Raw genomic sequence first — 17935 nt, 5'->3', positions numbered from 1 at the left:
AAACGGAGGCAATGAAAAATGAAAACTATGAAAAATGTACACGCAGCATGGATTCAGTCGTTTAGTTCAAAGAATACAAAAAAGAAATATTATGCCTCGGTTGAGACGTTTTTTGATGAAGTTTTTGGCTTGACACCCGAAGAATTAACGGAAGAAAATTTTGAACAACTCAGCTACTCATTAGTGATTAGTAAGTTCGTCCAACCCTTAAAAGAAAAGGGGGTAAAGGAATCAACGATTAGGGCGCACCTGGCAGCCGTTCGCTCATTTATGAATGCCGTTGAACGAGAAGAAATTTTCCCGGACGTGAACTTTGACAAGATTATTAAGCTGTCGTTGACGATTAAGAGTCTGAAGGCAAAAGATACTAAGGCAACTGAACCAATTTCCGAAAGCGAATTAAAGGAATTAGAAGCCTGGGTAAAGAATCATTACGATGATGAACGTGGCCTTGGCTATGCTTGGCTGGTTGACTTAATGTTTAAGACGGCTATTCGGGTTGAAGCGGCAGTTAATATCAAGTGGTGTGATTTTGTGGTCACTGTATCGCCATATGGGGGCGAATGGAGCGCTTTAAGTGTGATTGACAAGGGTAAGAAGTTAAACACTAAATACCTTCCTATCGAATACTACAACGAATTAAAAGAGGTATTTTATAAAGACAATGACCAAGGAGAAGTTTTCGAGGGATTGACATCCAGCGTACTTCGTCGGCTCATGAAAGAATTTAGTGACGAAACAGGGAAGAATTTAACTCCGCACTCAATTAAAGCTGGGGCGGCCACTACGCTGTATGCACGGACACACGATATGATGATGGTGCGGGATTTCTGTGATCACACGTCAATCTCAGTTACCGAACGATACATTCATATGACTAAGGACCCTAATAAGCAAGGGACGGCAATGCTGGCAATTGACTGTAAGCCACAAGACTTAGATAAAATGACCAAGGAAGAATTATTAGCCTACATTCATTCGGCGCCGGAAGTTGAGCGCACTGTGTGGTTCGCCGCCAAGAAGATGAATAGCAATAAGATTTCCTAGCTTGACAAAAATAGACAATTGATATTTAAAAATCAACTGTCAATATTAGTATATAATTTTTAGACTAATTAGTTAAACGCTGATTAATTAAATGACCGGCGGTTTCCATACCGCTATACATAAAACAATTAATCACAATAATTCAACTTAAGTGGTTAAAGCATGACAATGAATAGACAAAGGGGGTGATTTCTGTGATATAATATCACCAAGGACTAATGACCGAAGAAAGTATCAAGATTTCATTTTTGTTGTTCGGTTGCTAGTGAGGTGAGATAGATGGTGTCAGAGAATAGTTTTTACCAGTTAAATGTTTACCAAGAACACTATGTTTTGATGGAATTTGGTATTCAGAATCATCTATACAAAGATGACAATGAAGCTGGCATGAAATGGGTGAGTGATAAGGAAAATCGTGCCTGGTATGGGGGCAAAAAATTTAAATCTTTGCTCAAAGATATTATTTCCGAAGACGATTTAAAAGTCGCTTTAATCGAAAACAGGGAAGACGGAAAGCAAAAAGTCTTTTGGGAACGGAGCAAATATAAATATCGTAACAATGTTAAAGCGCTAGTAGCGGCAGAAATGTTTAACAGAGGTGGCAATAAAGCTAGATCACAAGCCGCAATGTACCGCGGGGCGATGCTTAATGTTGAATCGCTTGAGGAAGAATATAATAAGCCATATTGGGAGTTCTCACTTCAAGAATCATATGACTTTATCAAATTGCTAGAATCTAACAACGCCACCCCTTCAACCCGAAAAAATAAAATATATATAATCAATAAAAGCCGCCCAATATTAGAAGAATTTGGTTTCGAGGGTGACAGTAAAAACAAGAATTGGGGAAATTATCTAGGCGTCAAAGTTCAATCAACGCGCCAGGGTGTAAAAAAGGAATCCTCTTACATTACGTATACAGAATTACTTGATAAGATTGTCGCCTACAAGAACTATCAGGCATACAATCTTGTTAGTTATCAGTTTTCAATTATTGCTCTGCTGGTATTTCTAGGATTGCGAATTGACGGGACTTACAACGAAGCGGGGAATTTGAAAATAGAAGATATTCATCAAGACTATATAGAAGTAAAAGGTAAGCAGGCTAGAAAAATTCCGCTAACCCCAGGTGAATATCAATTAATTTCTGCGGGATTTGATGGTCGAGAAAGTGGGCATTACTTTATGTCGGCCCGTGAATATGACGCTGACCATGCTTTAGGTTATCGTACATTGTATCGCCGGATAGAAGTAATAAATAGCAATCTCAACCCAGAAGAAAAGGGAAATCAGTTGGGCAAAGAAATTACCTACTTTGGTTTGCGACAGGCCGGGCAAATAGCTTTGGCAAACAGATTAGCTCTCTACCATTATGGTCGCCTTGTTAACACCACAAGTCGGCAGCGTACAAAGATTGCCGATATGGTATTGAAACAGTTTGGTATCTATGACAAAAAGTCGTTGAATAGTAGGAGAAATAGATTTTACGGGTTGTGGGCGCAAGGTTTACAATCGGAGGATTAGTAGCCATGAGATTGGTGAGATTTGTTAATAACGGTGCTCAAAAGATCAGACGGCTTTTACTGGTTTTATTTTGCCCCAAAAGAAGTCTCGAGGCTTCTCTTAACGAAGTCAAAAAATGGACTATGGAAGACGATAGGGCTAATATCCGGAATGACTACAAACGTATCGGTGACGATTTGCGAAAGGTAATCAAAGACCGTCAATAAAGTAATTAAGACGCTCGGAACTTGAGCGCCTTAATTTTTTGAAAAAGTTTCTTGACATGTATAGACAAAATACAGAAAATCGTGTATTATAAATAGTGTCGAAATGGCGATTATCTATTGGTATAGCTTGACACATATAGACAAAACAATCTATATCGAATAGACCATGACCCAAAATAATACACAGGAGGAATGAGCTTGGATATAGCCATTATGGGAAGTAGCGGCGGCGCCGGAAAAGATACCGTTGCTAACTTGATTAGATCTGTCTCAAAAAGAAATTTTGAGATTATGTCGCTCGGGGATCCAATACATAACACGGCTGACGAATTGCTCGGCCGAAAGGCAGAACGGAAGTATCTGCAAGAATACGGCGAAGCAGTTCGTCGAATCTTTGGCCAAGACGTCTGGATGAAATATTTAGATCGCAAGACCAAAGAGCATAGTGATAAATATGGGATTATTATTCCCGATATTCGTAAGCTGATTGAGTTCTCTCATTATTGTGTTGAAGGGAACTTTAAGGCGATTTACGTATACAACGATGCTGAAACAGCACGGAAGCGACTCACTCAACGTGATGGTGGGTACGATGAAAAATCAATGCAACAAGGCATTGAAACACAATTGCAATTCATCGAAGAAATGATCAAAGCTGAATCGGTAATCAATGACCGCCGATACATTGACGAAATCGAAGTTGGTGGCGTAACGGTTAGTGTTATCGATAATTCTCACCAGTTGAGCGATACTCGCGAACAGGTAGAAAGATGGTGGGAAAACTTTGGAGAATAATTTTACGCACGTATTAACCATTCAAATTGGTTTGGACTTTACTAAGATTTTGTCCCCGGAAAATGTTCCTGGTGTGATGGCATACCTGGGCATTGATAACGAAGCTGAATTGCTACAAGGTATTTCGTCTGATAAGTACAACAAGGCAATGAGAGCTTTGAAGGACGCTGGATTTGAAGTTATTGGCGGTAATTTTGAACAGGTCAACAATGGCCCACAACCAGAAATGCCAACAGAAACCAGCGACCAAGAAGAAATTAATCCGGAAGTTGCGGAACAAATGTATAAATCGCAATTACGAGGAAATCTAGTTAAGCTGTTGACTAACCAAGGGAACGACCTTGGTGAATCGTTAGAAGGAATTACTCTTAACGAAAAATACGCCGAAATTATCCCAAACAAGGATGACCTTTTCGGCGTAAAAAATATCGATTCATTAGAACTAGAGTTTTCTGAAATGGAAGATGATGAAGTGGCAGTTCTTAGTTACCTGGAAGATGGCGAACTAAAGTACAAGAAGCTTCACAACTCTGACTTTGAGCAAAGCGAACGAATGGAGGAATCATCACAGAATGCAAAATAATTTAGAAACTGAATTACGCAGTGGCGTTTCAAGATTTAGTGCCTATGGCAAGGTGTCCATTAGCGCCGATACTTTCCCAACTGATGCCGTTAAGGCTGCTTCCGGATACACGTACAAGCGTGTTTCCTTCCCGGTCTCAGTTGGTGATAACAATACGATCTACGTGCAAATGATGGGTGGGTACTCACCGAAGAAGCCTGTAATTTACGCACGAAACACCGACAACGACCCAATTGAAGTTAACTGGGATTTGCGTACGAACGAAAATATCTTGGAAAACATTGCTGATCGGTCATTCGTCAAGGTTCGCCTGGAAAAGGACGCTGATGGCAAGTTAATTGAAAAGAAATTCTTGAGTGAATTTGACGCCATCACTTACATGGCAGATCACCTCAAGGACGGGCAACAAGTTTACATAGGTGGTGACGTGGAATACCGCCACTACAATGGCCAGATCCAACGGAGTTTTAACATGACAACCGTTGCTTTAGACGAAAACGAAGATCGCAAACCTTCTGCTCAACTGAGTCAAACATACCTGATTGACAACACCTCGGTTGATAGTGATTGGGAAGACCAATTAGAAGAAAAGAAGCAATTGGTTGTTAATGCTTACGTCCCACAATACGTTGGGAAGCATGAAGGAAAGCAAATTAAGAAGACGTTGGCTTTCCCACAACAATTTGTATTGAAGGCAACCGATGAAAACATGGACAAGCGTAAGGCTATCGTTAAGCGGTTCCTGCTTACTGACGAAGACGTTGTCCGTGAATTGTCCTTGTTATGTGACCTGGTTGATGGTTACGAAGAATCTACCGGTAACGTTGAACTTTCTGACGACTTGAAGGAATTAATCAAGCTTGGTTTTATGACCGAAGAAGCGGCAGAAAAGCAAATGACGATTGGTGGCAATCGGGTACGTGAAACTGTATTGGTCCGCCCTATGTTGCGCCGGAATAACGGTCAACCGGAATTGATGATGGAAGACAAGTATGCACCAGAAGCATTGGTATTCTTGCAAGCCATCATGGACGACGAAGAAGTTGATGATCCGTTTCCACCAGAAGATGAAACAGCAAAATCAACTGAATCTAAAGACGAAAACGTAACTACTAGTTTTGAAGACGACATTAACGCAATGTTCAGCTAAAAGAAAAGGGGTATTAAATGTCATTTCCATATCGTAAACCTGGCGCACGCAAAAAGGGTTTGAAGATTTTAATTAGTGGTGCTTCCGGCACTGGTAAGACCGTGATGGCCTTAAGTTTTCCAAAGTCCTTAGTTTTGGACAGTGAAGATGGGGTTGGTTGGTACGAAGGTACTGACGAAGGAAAGAATATCGTTGGTGTTGTTGATACCCAATCGTACAACACTCTGGACAAAGTGTTGACCGATATGATTAAGGGTCGAGTAGATGACGAATTTGAGACTCTGGTTATCGACTCAGAAACCAAGGTCTACGAAAACCTAAAGGAAGCGTTGCTTAAGGTTGAAGAAAATCGTGCTTTGAGAAACAAGCGCAACGTATTAGACGCTAATCTATCACAACGGTCATGGGGGCAAATTGGTAACAAGGCCAAGGCATTGCAAAACCTAAAGATTCAATTAGCTTCCAAGGGTATTAACGTTGTGTCCGTTGCTCAGAACAAGGACATCATGGAAGACTTGGGGAATGGTACTCGGGTTAAGGTTGGCGATGGGGCCGACATGCAAAAGAAGTCCGAATACGACTATGACGTTGTTCTTCAACTAGTTGTCGAAAACGGTAAGCACTACGCAATCGTTAAGAAAGACCGTACTAAGACTTACAAGCCTGATGATAAGATTGAAAACCCAAGTTACGAAAATTGGGCAAAGGCAATTGCAAGTAAGCAAAATCAAGGGGCAACGTTAGAAAAAGACTTTATCGCTTCCACCAAGGAATCAGAAATGGCATACCAACAAGAGGTTGATGGGAAGTTGTCATTTGAAGAACGGGTCAAGAACTACTACATGGACTTGGCAGCCGATGAACGAGAAGAGTTTATGGCAGAAGTCGAAAAGGCTACCGGCAAGAAGACTTTCAAGGGTATGGACACCGCAACCCAAAAGAAAGTTCTCGAATTGATGGCTTAACATAAAACATAATTATTAAATTAATGTAGGGTCTATATGCCTGCATTAGTATATAGATCTACATATATACATACTACATTAAAATAATATTGAGTTGGAGGTTAGTATAATCGAGGCGAGATTATCATACCTTAATCGACGTGGCGAAAAGGTCTACGTGTCAGAAGAACACCTAGAAACCGCGGTAGAGATTAAGAAGGAATTACAAAAGACATCCCCAACTCACCGTTGCTCATGGACTAAGCACCGTCAAATGATGCAAGAAGCTGGTTTTGACGATAGCGATACTAACGAAAATTACCGGGGGTTAGTTAAACGGTACCAGGCGGCAATCGGTGAGTTGCCAACGGTGGAAGAACAAAGAAACTTGGTTGCCAATTCTAAGTTGGAAGCTATCCGCGGTGAGATTGGCCGCTTGAATAGTCTGAAGTTAGAAAACCAGGAAGAAGCACGGAAGTTGCGCAAGATGATTCGTGAGACCAACAAGGATATGGTTTTAATCGAAGAAATTGCTAATGCTATTCGTGACACGGCATTCATTGAAGCCGACAACCGGGTTATCTTACCCGACATGGACAACGAAGAAGATAACGATATGGTGGTTTGCCTGTCTGACATTCATTACGGTGCCCATGTTGATATTCCGGAAAACTACTACTCAACGGAAGTGGTAGAAGATTTGATGGTTAATTACTTAAACAAGGTGATTAACCTGATCAAGAAGCATAACGTTGCTAAGGTCGAAATCGTCAACCTAGGGGATTTGATTGAACATGCTTATATGCGCAATCAAAACCTATATGATTCCGAAGAAACGTTATCGGAACAAATTGTACACGTGACGAAGTTGATCATTATGTTTATCCAGGGCATTCGCGACCATGTTGAGTTGGTTAGTTACCGTGGTATCGCTGGTAATCATGATCGTATGCAAGGTGATAAGAATAGTAATTTAAACGCCGACCACGCCGTAAATATCAGCAACTACATTATTCAAATGTGGATTGAATTATCTGGTTCTGACGTTGATTACATTCCAACTGATGGGTACTTTACCGACTTAGAAGACCGTGGATTTAACTTTGCATTTGTCCACGGCGATCGAAACAACTTGAAGAAGCTATCAACCCTGGCGGAACTAGGCGAACAGCATAATAAGCATTACGATGCCGTGATTGGTGGCCACGTACACCATTTTAATATGACGGAAGTAAGCAACAACCGATTCCAGGTAACGTTTGGCTCGATCAAAGGCATGGATGATTACTCGGTACGGCTTGGGCGGAAGTCTAGTCGGTCGCAAGGCGTTGTATTAATCAGCGACACAGGATTTGAAATTCAAAAGGTAACTCTTTAGGAGGGAAAAGTGGAACGACAAGCATTTTTGAAATGTGCATATTGTGGGAAGTCATTGACGGTTGAGGAAGCAGTCACGGCTTCAATTGATCAGCGAAGTAGAAAAGACCCCACGTTTTATGAGCGTCAATTCCACTTTGACTGTTTAAAGAAATACCGTGACGAACGTCATGATGAGCAACTGGTTAAAGAAGAAAGAAGTGACTGGGACGCTTGTTACCAATACTTCAAGACTAAGCTAATGGGTATTGACGAATCACGGCCAATGGACAAATATGCGGCCATCTGTTTAAGAGGATTGCGGGTTGGTTTAAAGAATCCATACGGGGCCAAGACGATGACGATTAAAGCTGGTTATTCCTACCGCACGATTTTGATCACTATGAAATATTGCTCAGTTCAGATTCAACGGGCAGTAATGAATAAGGACTTCGGGGAAGGAAACTACGGCTTCAAGCGTAAAGTCAATTACATTATGGCTATCTTGTTTAACCACATTAATGACGTCCAAGCCCGACTTGATAAGGTTGATCGGCAGAACAAGAGAGTAGAAAAACGAGTAGAAGAAAGGAAGCCAGAAGTCGTTACCACGGCTCAGACTTACAAGCGGAAAGGGACTGGTAAGCGACGAGTGGTACTAGATTAAATGAGAAGAATTGAATTAATTGATAGAGGTATCGAACAAAACAAGGAATTGCTATTGGCTTGTTTTGGGTACCAAGGAATTACGCGATCGGATTCTAAGGTGGCAATTATTGAATCTATCTTAGATGAATTTGAAGGTGAATATGAACAGCTAGTGAGTGATTTCTTCGATGAATTAGAAGAATACTACTTGCGTGACAGCGTGTTCCAGTTATTCACGGTAGACGAAATTAACAAGATGATCGCCGAAGAAAAGGCATATATGATCATCAGTCACAAAGGTATGTAATAGGGGGTTCCACTGGTAGATATGGTGAAGGCGCAGGTAAAGAAGCAAGATCAACCAGAATTTAAGCAAAAGATTCTGAATGAAAAATCGAATATTGAAGGTCAATTCATCTTTAGTATCTATAAAAACACGAACTACTTTTATGATTATGAACTAAAGATTGGCGACTTTTCGAGCTTTACCTGGGCATTCTACTACCAGATGATCAAGGAACTAGTCCAGTTAAAAGATCTAACAGTGGTCGACGCCGTATCGGTTGGGGCTTATGTAGATACCAAGGGTGATAAGTTCAAAGAAACCTACAACAAATATGGCGGTTATGAAACAATTCGCCGTGGTATGAAGATTGTCGAAGAAGGCAACATTGAATCGTACTACATGGAATTGCAACGCTACAATGTAGTGATTAAACTTGTCGACCTAGGGTTGCCAATGGAAAAACATTGGGATACCTATTCAAAGCTCAGCATTTCCGACCTTAACGAGGTTTTGGAAGGGCAGATTGCCGAAGCGTTTGCCGATACTCAAATGGGCGACGATAAGGTTGAAGATCTGTTTCTGGATATGGACGGCATGTTGAAGGAAGCTGACGAAGGTGAAGCGGCCGGGCTACCGCTAGAAAGCCCGCTCATGAATGAAACCCAACATGGTCTAGCCCTGGGTAACATTACCATGATGGCCGCCAACTCCGGGGTTGGTAAGACGTTCTTAACAACGTTACTTCACATTCAATCGTCCATCCGCAATCAAGAGCCTGTTCTGATTATCGCAAACGAAGAAGAGCGGACAAGATATGCTCAAGCATTGATTACAGCTTATATCAATACCCATCACAAAGACGTAAGATTTAATAAGTCCAGATTTATTGATGGGAACTTTACTAAAGAAGAATGGAAATATCTAAGAGAAGCCGCTCAACATTTCAAAGATACGGTAAACAGTGGATTGGTCCGTTTCGTTAACATGAGTGATTTCTCGATGGCGAAGACAATCCGATTAGTTAAGAAGTATGCACGATTGTATGACGTTAAGTATTTCATTCTAGACACGTTAAAGATGGATAACGATACGGGGTCAAGAGTTAATGACAGCTCATGGCTACTGATGCAACAAAATATGGTTAAGCTGTACAACACTATTAAGGCTTCGAGCCTTAACGTACATATCTGGGTAACAGCTCAAATGACCAAAACAAATCGCCGCTCACGGTATTTAGATCAATCCATGATTGGTATGTCTAAGAACATTACTGACGTGGTTTCCTCATTAATGCTAACGCGGTTGCTTACGGCTTCCGAGAAATCGGCAGACAAAGGCATTAAAGTTTACGATTCACATAGACATAGGGTTATTTTAGACGAAGACAAAGATTATATGGTTGTTTTCTGGGACAAGAACCGTCAAGGGGACACCAGTTGGCAAATCGTTTTAGAAGTCGATCGTGGGCTGAACTTGATTCGCGATATTGGTATTACGCAAATCGACAATGATCTTGAATAGGGGGAATGTTATGGCATTATCAAACGAATTCTATCATCACCTATACAACTTAGTAGATCGCGGTGGTGAAACCTGGTATATAACGGTCAAAGATGATGACCCGGATTTAATTTGGTGCAACAAATATGCCAAAACATTCATGCACGAAAAGAAGGCGGAACTTACCGACGATGAGTTTAAGGCAACCGTAAGATACCACTTGCACCGCGGATTAGTTCCTAAATACAAGATCAGTCAAGCCATGCATATAAAATACCAGTTGTTTGTTCAACGGATTAAACGGCTTGGTTTGGACAAAGAGATTGACGAATATAACGGTCTATCATATGCCGTTGTAAGGGTGCATGATGACGGAACGGCATATGCCGCCAAGAATATTAGTGTATTGAAGCATAACAATATGCACCGCGGCCATATTGAAACCCTGGTCGAATACATGACCAAGCACCCAGATAGTTTTGACGTTAGGGAGGTACTTAAACATGAGTTTATCAGAGTGGCGTAAGCCCGATACAACATTTACTTTAAAGCGAGATTTTAACATGACGGGGTTCTTGATCGCCGCTAAGCCCGACGAAGCATTTGAAATGGTTAAAGATGGCGACGATCTGATGTACAAACGGACAGACACGACGTCTAACATTGTCTTGAAGAGTGAACTGATTCTACCAGAAGATGATGTGAAGCGGCTGATTGAAGCTGGACGGACGGTGTTGGTATACAACCCGCGCACGTTGCGGTTAGATGCCTACAACGGCGATGAAATGGCACTACTGAATGCGGTGGTGGCTCACTAATGGAAGATGTATTAGAGTTTAAAGGTCGCGTTGTCAATTATCGTTATCGGAATGAGGAAAATGGCTTCGCAATCGCTACGATGGAAGTTCAAGAGGTACTTGAAGGAAACCCAAAGTACACCCAATATGGTGACCTGGTATTCAAAGGTAATTTTGACCTGATGGTTAATACCACTTACATAATCAAGGGTAAGTTCGCCGAAGACCCCAAGTTTGGTCCGCAATACGTTTTTATGTTTAGCAAGCGGGAAAAGCCGATTGAAGATATGGGCGTGACGGATTTTAAGAAGTTGCTAGAAGAGTTAATGCCACATGTTGGGGAGCTGATTAACGACGCTTACGATGACCCACGGCAAATCTTTGAAGACAACGATATGGAAAAGTTAATTCAGATTAAAGGTGTCGGCCCTAAGAATGCAAGTAAGATCTTGGCCCGCGTTGAATCGCAAAAAGACTTTGGCCCGGCTTATGTAGCTTTTGGCAAATGGGGCTTTACAATGAGCACCACCCGGAAGATTGTACGGGCCAAGAAGTCGGTCGAAGCCGCGATCAAGACACTTAACAAGAATCCATATGATCTGATGGATATTGGTGGGATTGGCTTCAAGACTATCGACGCCAAGGCGCTAAAGATGGGGTTTGCAGCCAACGATCCTCGGCGGGTTCATGCCTTTATTAAGGATTACTTTGATAATCTGGAAATGAGCGGTAGTTCCTGGATTACTCCCGATGATTTAACTAAGTATCTACACAAAGAGATTTTTGACTGCGACGTAATCGAGACCATGACTTGGATTAAGGATAGTGAGGACTTCGTTGTTTTCAAGCGTGATGGTGAAACACGAATCGCGCCAAAGTATCTATATAACGCTGAACAGACGGTGGCAGATGACCTGGTTCGTATTCTTAACGGGAAAGCGACCCTTGAATTGAAGGATATTGACGACTCAATCAAGCGCACGGAAGAAGCCCAAGGGTTTGAATACTCACCCAAGCAATTAGAGGGGATTAAGACCATGCTTGATTCCAAGGTTGTCCTGCTACGTGGGGTTGCTGGTTCCGGGAAGTCATCAACCATTAACGCCGTAGTTAAGGTGTTCAAGCATAATCACCTATCAATTGCGTCATGTGCCCTATCTGGTAAGGCGGCCGACAATCTTAGTCAAATTACTGGTATGCGAGGGTCGACTATCCACCGGCTTCTTAAAGCGACGCCAGAGGGTATGGGTTACCACAAGAAGAACCAATTGCCGTTTGATGTGGTTATCCTGGACGAAGTTTCCATGGTTGATATTAAGTTGTTTGAGTCTTTAGTCGAAGCATTGCCAGACCACGCAAGATTCATCATGATCGGTGATAGCGCCCAACTTGATTCTATTGGGGTTGGGGTCATGCGTGATATTGTGAATGCCAATGTGGTACCAGTGGTTACCTTAAACGAAATTCACCGGCAGGCTAAGGAATCAGCGATTGTTACTCACTCATTGACGTATCGGGTTGGTAAGTTACCAAACGTTAGCCCAAAGGACTCATGGAAGATGGTTGGGGGCAAGCGTGACCTGGGATATGTATTTGAGGAAGACGAGAGCCGCTTGTTCGATGCCACCTACAAGGTATTCAAGAGTTTGTTGCAGGACAATCCAATCAGTGACGTACAGATCATTACGCCAACTACTTCAAATTGTTTAAAGATTAATCGGGTTGCCCAACAGATTGCCAATCCAGATGATGGGGTCAAGGAATCATATGAAGTCTACCCTGGCAAAGAGTATGGCTATGTATTGCGGGAAGGGGACAAAGTTCTCAACACCGCGAATGACTACAAGACCGTATCAGCCAAGAATGAGTCAACAATCTTACCAATCTTCAACGGAAACACTGGGACGATTGAAAAGATTAATGTTGAAAAGAATAACGATGGCAAGATTTCTGACGTTGAAATGATCATTAATTTTGACGGGGTTGGACGCGTATTAGTTCGTAAGGCAACAGTTAAGAATATCCAATTGGGATACGCCATGACAGTTCATAAGTCGCAAGGGTCTACCATCCCCAACGTGATTGTAATGTTACCTTACCAATACATGTTGAACAGTCGGGAATTGCTTTACACGGCAATGACTCGGAGTAGTAATAAGTGCTTCATTTTAACGTCTATGCGTACGTTAAAGGCAACGGTTAATAAGACCAGCGAAACAGTTCATCATAGCAACCTAGCGTCAATGTTAAAGGAGGTGAGCGCGGAATGATGAGAAACTACAAGGGTCAACGGGTATTCGTTGTTAATCGGTACAAGTTTGGCGGAGTTTCCTATGTTGATTTAAAAAATGAAGGTACTGGTGAATTATTTGAGAGTGTACCGGTATCTGAACTTAATAATGATAAGAAAACAGAGAAAGTTACTAAAGAATCTGTTGGTAAAACTGTCATTTTTCAAAACGGTGATTCTAAGACCGAATTGGAAGAAGGTAGCGACGAATACAAGAAGTTCATTAAGGACAATAAGTTAAACCCTAAGTTTGTAGCAAATTGCCTAAAGGGGATTACTAAGACCCATAAGGGGTTCAAGATCAGCTACAAGTAAGATAAGGTTTCCCGCGTGTGTTCTGGGAGGATGCGGAAGGGAAACGAAATGTCATACAAAGTATCATATGTATCAGATATATCAGAAGTATCAACAAGCGAAATTCTGGAAATGCTTAACTACTTGCAATTCGTTGGTATTAGTAAATGGTGCGGTGATCTGTACCAGGAATACAAAGCGGAATTAGCAAGTCGCATTCCGGAAATGGCTGTGTTGTACTAATCGCCGTGAATGATTCGACCTGGGTTTGATTCCTGGGCACGGCTTTAATTTGAGAAAGAGGAGGATTAGCCAAACATGGGAATGATGATGTTTCCTAGTGTTCGTGGCCCCGCTTAGGTTAAATAGTATTTATTTACTTTAACTTATACAAAGGGAGAGAAACTCCCGGATAAGCGGCTCAACAGGGAAATGCTTGTTGGGTGAAAGCTACTAACACGAAAGAAGGAATTATTTAGAATGGAAAATAACGTAGATCGTTTTGAAGGTACTTACTGGCAATGGTTGAAGGAAGAACTGACGGGGTGGGATCGTTTCCCATGGGCCTTGTTTGGATTTGGTGTCGGCTTCCAATTAGCAATTCTTTTACTTAACCCAATTAATTGGGTGTCGATTGTATCATTCATTGGTATTTTCTTTGGTATGTGGTGTACCGTTGCCATGGGTGCCGGTGGTTACAACTCAAAGGGTGAACGGGTAAGCTCTCATGCAATCAATGGTTTACTGGGTGCTATCTCGGTTGTTGCTTATGTAATTATTAACCTGAACGCTGGTCACTGGTGGAGTGTGATTGACCAATTATGCTTCTTCTTCCTGATTGACGTTGAATTGATGCTGACTTGGCGCACTTGGGGCCAAGGCAAGAACAACGTAATCAAGGCGTTGACTAAGACTGGTTGGGTGATTGTGGTTGCCACTATCTTGGTTGCATGGTTTGGTTTGTACCACTTGGGTATTGCTTTACATGATACTAATCCTGTTTGGGACGCCTTGGCATTAGCTATTGGTGGGACGGCAAGTTGGTTATGCTTCCGCCGTTACAGCACTACTTACACGCTTTGGTTTGTTTCTGACGTTGTAAACATTATTCTGTGGTTCACTGCTCTTAAGGACGGGTACTCACAAGCGTCTCTGCCAATGCTGGCGATGACTTGCTTCTATTTCGCTACATGCTTAATGGGATTAAAGAACTGGCGCCCAACCAAGAAGGTAGAAGCCTAAACAACACAAATTACAGTAGAGGGTTCTCCCTCTTTAATACATATCAATTTAATGGAGGATTAAACAATGCAATTTGTTAATAACGAAACAGGTAAGACGGTAGCAACTTTGCCAGACATTACCAAGGCTGATGAAAAGGCTCGGGAAAAGGTTAAGAAAGAACAGAAACTAGTTGCCAAGGAATGGGGCGCTAAGATCAAGAAGAAAATGGCGGAAGATGAATCTGCTATTGAAAAAGCCAAACGGGAATTGGCTAAGTTGGAATGGTACGACAGCTCGTTTAAGCGCATTTTAAGTATGAGCGATCATATTAAGGAAGCTACCTTTGTACAACGTCATGGTAAGTGGTGGTTATTTGAAAAGGTGCGTTAAATAACAATTAATACAGAAGGCGGCCTAGGCGGTCGTCTTTTTAAATAAAGGTGGTGATTGTATGTACACGACTAGAGAGCTGTTTAGTAAGCTACGGCGATTGTTTGAACAAATAGACGTGGTTAATAAGTTGGACGTTGCTGTGGTAGCCTTCTTCAACGACAACCCGGGGATTACTATTAAGTATAGCCAGAAGCGATACAGACAAATGGCCCGGGTTATTGAGAAGGGGATTGATTTAATGCCATACGACCAGATTCCACGTATTATGGTACGGTATGGATTCAGCAGCAATATTGAATGGGAGGAATAGATATGAGTAAGCTAGAAGCATCCTTGCTTTATCTGTCCGTTGTTATTATGGCACCATTTACATTGGTGCGATTAATCTTATTTGTGATCGAGCACCTTGTACAATTGGCTGGTTTAATTATTGCCACGCCTTTGTTCTTACTTTGTGTAGCGTTTAGTCCGGTTGCGCATTGGTCAGATGTAACCCGTTTGTACAAAAGAATCTGGCGGCATTTGCTTGATATTGAAGGAGTATTCTATATTTAAGAAAGGATAGATAGATTGGTAACTGTATATACGAAACCGAATTGCCCACAATGCATGATGACTAAGAAGGTCATGGAACAGGTGGGAGTTAAATACAAAACGATTGATGTAATGGCTGATGATAAGGCGCGTGAAATGCTCATGACGCTCGGATATAGACGATTGCCGGTAGTTAATGCCGGTGATGACAACTGGTGGATGGGCTTCCAGCCTAGTAAAATCAAGGCTTTAGCGAGTTCCGAAAAATAAATTCAAAAAAATGCTTGTCACGTATAGACAAAACAGTCTATATCGTGTAATATAATATGTGTCGAAAGGATATGAGTTCTTCGACAGGCGAATAACTAACGAATCTCGAAACTAAAAATAATAAAAGCAAGGTGCTTGCGTTAGAATCACACACTCGAGATGAACTTAGTTAATCGCATATGAAAATTGATGATTAAGCTGCCGGTTGATGGTCATCGTTGTCGACCTTGCATGGCCGGTGGTTGAATCTGTTTCGATAGCTCAACTGGATAGAGCATTGGTCTTCTAAACCAAAGGTTGTGGGTTCGACTCCCGCTCGAAACATTAGGCTCGGTGCGAGCCTAGGTAATATAGCGTGCGTTCAGTAATCTTCGGATTCCAACTGTTGTAAGTCGCGTGTTCCCAAAATCCTCACATGATATAACGTGGGAAGTACCTATCCTGTCACGTGGTCTTGAAATGAAAAAGACCATGGACGTAGCCAAAAGATTAAAGAATGAGAAGAAAGCAACTAATAAGATGGCTAGTTAAAAGCGCCCCTGGTTGGCGCAGCGAGGATCGTTCCCTCGCCAGGGGATTCAGTATTACGCCTATTGACATAGATAGACATAATGCCGAAATTCGTTAATTGACTTCAGTGCTTCCAAACCGAACCCAAGCACTATAAATATGGGATGGCAAGGTTAACTCGATTAGATCACGCTTCGCTAGGCGGACGCGCACCTAGGCGGCGAAGTCAATCCAGAGAATGGTGGCACTGTGATGCCGTTATTGGTGTCATTTATGACCATCACCTGTGGAAGATGATCGCAACTAAGGGTCTGTACCACTTTTGGAAAGCCTAGGAGTGGCGCCAAGAGTGGTCCGTGAAGATAAAACCAGATACTTTGGTTGTGCTGAATTAGCTCAGTTGGTTAGAGCACCTGACTGTTAATCAGGGTGTCACAGGTTCGAGTCCTGTATTCAGCGTTAGGGGTTTAAACCTCTAAAATAAAAAAAATAAAAGAGTCTATTGTCCCCTCTTTTATATGATTCGGTAGCTCAGTTAGTAGAGCATCTGACTTTTAATCAGAGGGTCGTGGGTTCAATCCCCACCCGGGTCATGGCCGGTTTCTTAAAGGTGTTCCGGGCCCAGAAAACATAAAAAAACGCCTAACAATTAACTAAAAAATGCCCCGCCGCTCTCGGCATGGCAACGCCCAACTAGCAGGGTGGCCCATGTGATTGGCGCCAGCAGAATATCGGTAAAGTAGCTAGTTAAGTCCGATAACCTTGGGTGATTAGTTGCCTTGATAGCAATCGCGAGTGCTTGATGGGATTAAAATTACCTATCACTGGTCAGGTTTTGCGATTTACGACCAGTTCCTACCCCATAGCAATTAGGTGCAATAGCAGGTTCAAACCCTGCTTGGGGTATATTCGTTTCAATCATCAGGTTGTTGGTTCGAGTCCAACCTCCAGCACGTGATTGATCGTCACATTATGTGCTAGAGTAGCTCAATCATACACAATGAAGGTGTACGGCAGAGTGGATGATAACGAAGAAGACGTGTCTCCGTCTATAAATGGAAACGTGGCATCTAAGGTTACACCACCGTTAATATGTAGCCGGAGGGTAGCTCCCTCGCCAGTGCTGGTCGACAGCCGCCAGTCTTAAAAAATAGGGTAACGGGTACCTTCTAAACGTAATGAAGTTGGATTCCCCGGTAAAATATGTGAAGGTAACTTTTATGATATATCTTGGATTCTCTCTGGAGCGCAACGAAGGGGAGAAGGGGCGGTAGCTCAGTGGAAGAGTAGTGCACAATGTCGTGGGTTCGATTCCCACCCGTCCCATAGGAAGATGAAAGTCTTCCGAGCCTTATGTGTACTGTCTTGTTCGAGCGAGTGGTTAAAGAAGGCTCACTGTTACGAATTTGTTACCAGTGGCAATGATATGCGAATGTAATTCAATGGTAGAATGCCAGCCTTCCAAGCTGGTCATGCGGGTTCGATTCCCGTCGTTCGCTTAATCGGTAGAACCCCGATTTAAATAAAAGGTTTAAAAAGCCAAAATAAACGAAAATAAATATCTTTTTCGTTTAGATTTTCGAC

20 protein-coding genes and 5 tRNA genes are annotated in these 17935 nt (G+C 42.1%); all 25 read left to right on the top strand.

All coding sequences use genetic code 11. From position 1 onward, the window contains the following. The first annotated feature begins 18 nt into the window (after positions 1-18). The 25 genes from FC43_RS03180 (at position 19) to FC43_RS03060 (ending at position 17850) form a co-directional block, all read left to right on the top strand. Positions 19-1047: a tyrosine-type recombinase/integrase gene (locus FC43_RS03180; protein ID WP_056954044.1), complete on the top strand. Its 1029-nt coding sequence runs from the start codon at positions 19-21 to the stop codon at positions 1045-1047. A 279-nt stretch (positions 1048-1326) separates the two neighbouring features. Further along, entirely contained in the window at positions 1327-2571 is a 1245-nt protein-coding gene (locus FC43_RS03175; RefSeq protein ID WP_056954042.1) for a site-specific integrase, read from the top strand. 404 nt (positions 2572-2975) lie between these two features. Beyond that, positions 2976-3572, top strand: a complete 597-nt coding sequence (locus FC43_RS11300; RefSeq protein WP_056954038.1) for a hypothetical protein — start codon at positions 2976-2978, stop codon at positions 3570-3572. Continuing rightward, positions 3562-4155: a hypothetical protein gene (locus tag FC43_RS03160; protein ID WP_056954037.1), complete on the top strand. Its 594-nt coding sequence runs from the start codon at positions 3562-3564 to the stop codon at positions 4153-4155. The genes FC43_RS11300 and FC43_RS03160 overlap by 11 nt, the downstream gene beginning before the upstream one ends. Continuing rightward, positions 4145-5305, top strand: coding sequence for a hypothetical protein (locus tag FC43_RS03155; protein ID WP_056954035.1), 1161 nt, complete (start codon positions 4145-4147; stop codon positions 5303-5305). Before FC43_RS03160 ends, FC43_RS03155 begins: the two co-directional genes overlap by 11 nt. A 17-nt stretch (positions 5306-5322) precedes the next feature. Continuing rightward, entirely contained in the window at positions 5323-6270 is a 948-nt protein-coding gene (locus FC43_RS03150; RefSeq protein WP_056954034.1) for an AAA family ATPase, read from the top strand. 157 nt (positions 6271-6427) lie between these two features. Continuing rightward, positions 6428-7627: a hypothetical protein gene (locus tag FC43_RS03145; RefSeq protein WP_235807574.1), complete on the top strand. Its 1200-nt coding sequence runs from the start codon at positions 6428-6430 to the stop codon at positions 7625-7627. A gap of 9 nt (positions 7628-7636) precedes the next feature. Then, positions 7637-8272: a hypothetical protein gene (locus tag FC43_RS03140; protein WP_056954032.1), complete on the top strand. Its 636-nt coding sequence runs from the start codon at positions 7637-7639 to the stop codon at positions 8270-8272. Between the two features lie 54 nt (positions 8273-8326). Beyond that, positions 8327-8560, top strand: a complete 234-nt coding sequence (locus FC43_RS03135; protein ID WP_156648251.1) for a hypothetical protein — start codon at positions 8327-8329, stop codon at positions 8558-8560. Between the two features lie 21 nt (positions 8561-8581). After that, positions 8582-10060, top strand: a complete 1479-nt coding sequence (locus tag FC43_RS03130) for a DnaB-like helicase C-terminal domain-containing protein (RefSeq protein WP_056954028.1) — start codon at positions 8582-8584, stop codon at positions 10058-10060. Between the two features lie 10 nt (positions 10061-10070). Continuing rightward, complete coding sequence (locus tag FC43_RS03125) at positions 10071-10565, top strand: hypothetical protein (protein ID WP_056954026.1); 495 nt, start codon at positions 10071-10073, stop codon at positions 10563-10565. Further along, positions 10543-10857, top strand: coding sequence for a hypothetical protein (locus FC43_RS03120; protein WP_056954024.1), 315 nt, complete (start codon positions 10543-10545; stop codon positions 10855-10857). The genes FC43_RS03125 and FC43_RS03120 overlap by 23 nt, the downstream gene beginning before the upstream one ends. Then, positions 10857-13106, top strand: a complete 2250-nt coding sequence (locus tag FC43_RS03115; RefSeq protein ID WP_056954022.1) for an AAA family ATPase — start codon at positions 10857-10859, stop codon at positions 13104-13106. The genes FC43_RS03120 and FC43_RS03115 overlap by 1 nt, the downstream gene beginning before the upstream one ends. Beyond that, the gene (locus tag FC43_RS03110; protein ID WP_056954020.1) at positions 13103-13441 is read left to right on the top strand and encodes a hypothetical protein; all 339 of its coding nucleotides are present in this window, start codon (positions 13103-13105) and stop codon (positions 13439-13441) included. Before FC43_RS03115 ends, FC43_RS03110 begins: the two co-directional genes overlap by 4 nt. 48 nt (positions 13442-13489) lie before the next feature. Beyond that, the gene (locus FC43_RS11020) at positions 13490-13663 is read left to right on the top strand and encodes a hypothetical protein (protein WP_156648249.1); all 174 of its coding nucleotides are present in this window, start codon (positions 13490-13492) and stop codon (positions 13661-13663) included. Positions 13664-13900: 237 nt separating this feature from the next. Beyond that, positions 13901-14662 carry a nicotinamide riboside transporter PnuC gene (pnuC, locus tag FC43_RS03105; RefSeq protein ID WP_056954018.1) on the top strand — a complete coding sequence of 254 codons (762 nt, stop codon included), beginning with the start codon at positions 13901-13903 and terminating at the stop codon, positions 14660-14662. Positions 14663-14728: 66 nt separating this feature from the next. Then, positions 14729-15034, top strand: coding sequence for a hypothetical protein (locus FC43_RS03100; RefSeq protein ID WP_056954017.1), 306 nt, complete (start codon positions 14729-14731; stop codon positions 15032-15034). A 61-nt stretch (positions 15035-15095) separates the two neighbouring features. Further along, positions 15096-15347: a hypothetical protein gene (locus FC43_RS03095; RefSeq protein WP_056954015.1), complete on the top strand. Its 252-nt coding sequence runs from the start codon at positions 15096-15098 to the stop codon at positions 15345-15347. Between the two features lie 2 nt (positions 15348-15349). Beyond that, positions 15350-15592, top strand: a complete 243-nt coding sequence (locus FC43_RS03090) for a hypothetical protein (protein WP_056954013.1) — start codon at positions 15350-15352, stop codon at positions 15590-15592. A 15-nt stretch (positions 15593-15607) separates the two neighbouring features. Continuing rightward, entirely contained in the window at positions 15608-15841 is a 234-nt protein-coding gene (gene nrdH, locus FC43_RS03085) for a glutaredoxin-like protein NrdH (protein WP_082611443.1), read from the top strand. A 250-nt stretch (positions 15842-16091) separates the two neighbouring features. Then, positions 16092-16165 (top strand) — tRNA-Arg (locus FC43_RS03080). A gap of 571 nt (positions 16166-16736) precedes the next feature. Beyond that, positions 16737-16810, top strand: a tRNA-Asn gene (locus FC43_RS03075). A gap of 61 nt (positions 16811-16871) precedes the next feature. Next, positions 16872-16944: transfer RNA gene (locus FC43_RS03070), tRNA-Lys, on the top strand. Positions 16945-17615: 671 nt separating this feature from the next. Next, positions 17616-17677 (top strand) — tRNA-OTHER (locus FC43_RS03065). Between the two features lie 102 nt (positions 17678-17779). Further along, a tRNA-Gly gene (locus FC43_RS03060) sits at positions 17780-17850 on the top strand. Positions 17851-17935: the final 85 nt, after the last annotated feature.

Origin of the sequence: Limosilactobacillus ingluviei DSM 15946 (assembly GCF_001435775.1) — a bacterium.
GTDB lineage: Bacteria > Bacillota > Bacilli > Lactobacillales > Lactobacillaceae > Limosilactobacillus > Limosilactobacillus ingluviei.
The sequence above is the reverse complement of the archived record's forward strand: the minus strand, read 5'-3'. Positions and strand labels throughout refer to the sequence as shown.